This window comes from Pseudomonas sp. HMSC063H08, from assembly GCF_001813645.1.
Classification (GTDB): Bacteria; Pseudomonadota; Gammaproteobacteria; order Pseudomonadales; family Pseudomonadaceae; genus Pseudomonas; species Pseudomonas aeruginosa.
Genome location: NZ_KV813447.1, coordinates 1 through 272 on the forward strand (window position 1 = coordinate 1; position 272 = coordinate 272).

Genomic DNA, 272 nt, shown 5'->3' on the forward strand with positions numbered 1-272 from the left:
AGGCAGTTGAAGCGGAAGTAACGCTCGTCGCCGGTCTCTTTGTAGAGCTCGTTGAGAATTTCCAGGCGAGTGTTTCCACCGTTGCGAATGCGGTATTTGTCTTCCCCAGGGCGTCGAGTCACTGGTGGCGGTGTATCGAGGCCTCGATGCCGGATCGATTCTTTCAACTCATCGTATTTCGGGTTTCGAGTGGTCCGGGGGTTATCGTGCCAGGGGAGGACCTGGTCGAGTGTCAGCACCATGGGCGTGTCGCTGATCGGGTCCGACAACTG

1 protein-coding gene is annotated in these 272 nt (G+C 57.4%); it reads right to left on the reverse strand.

The genetic code is table 11. The features are described from left to right. On the reverse strand, positions 1–272 hold a 272-nt coding region (locus HMPREF2924_RS34385; RefSeq protein ID WP_168172959.1), incomplete at both ends, for a ParB family protein.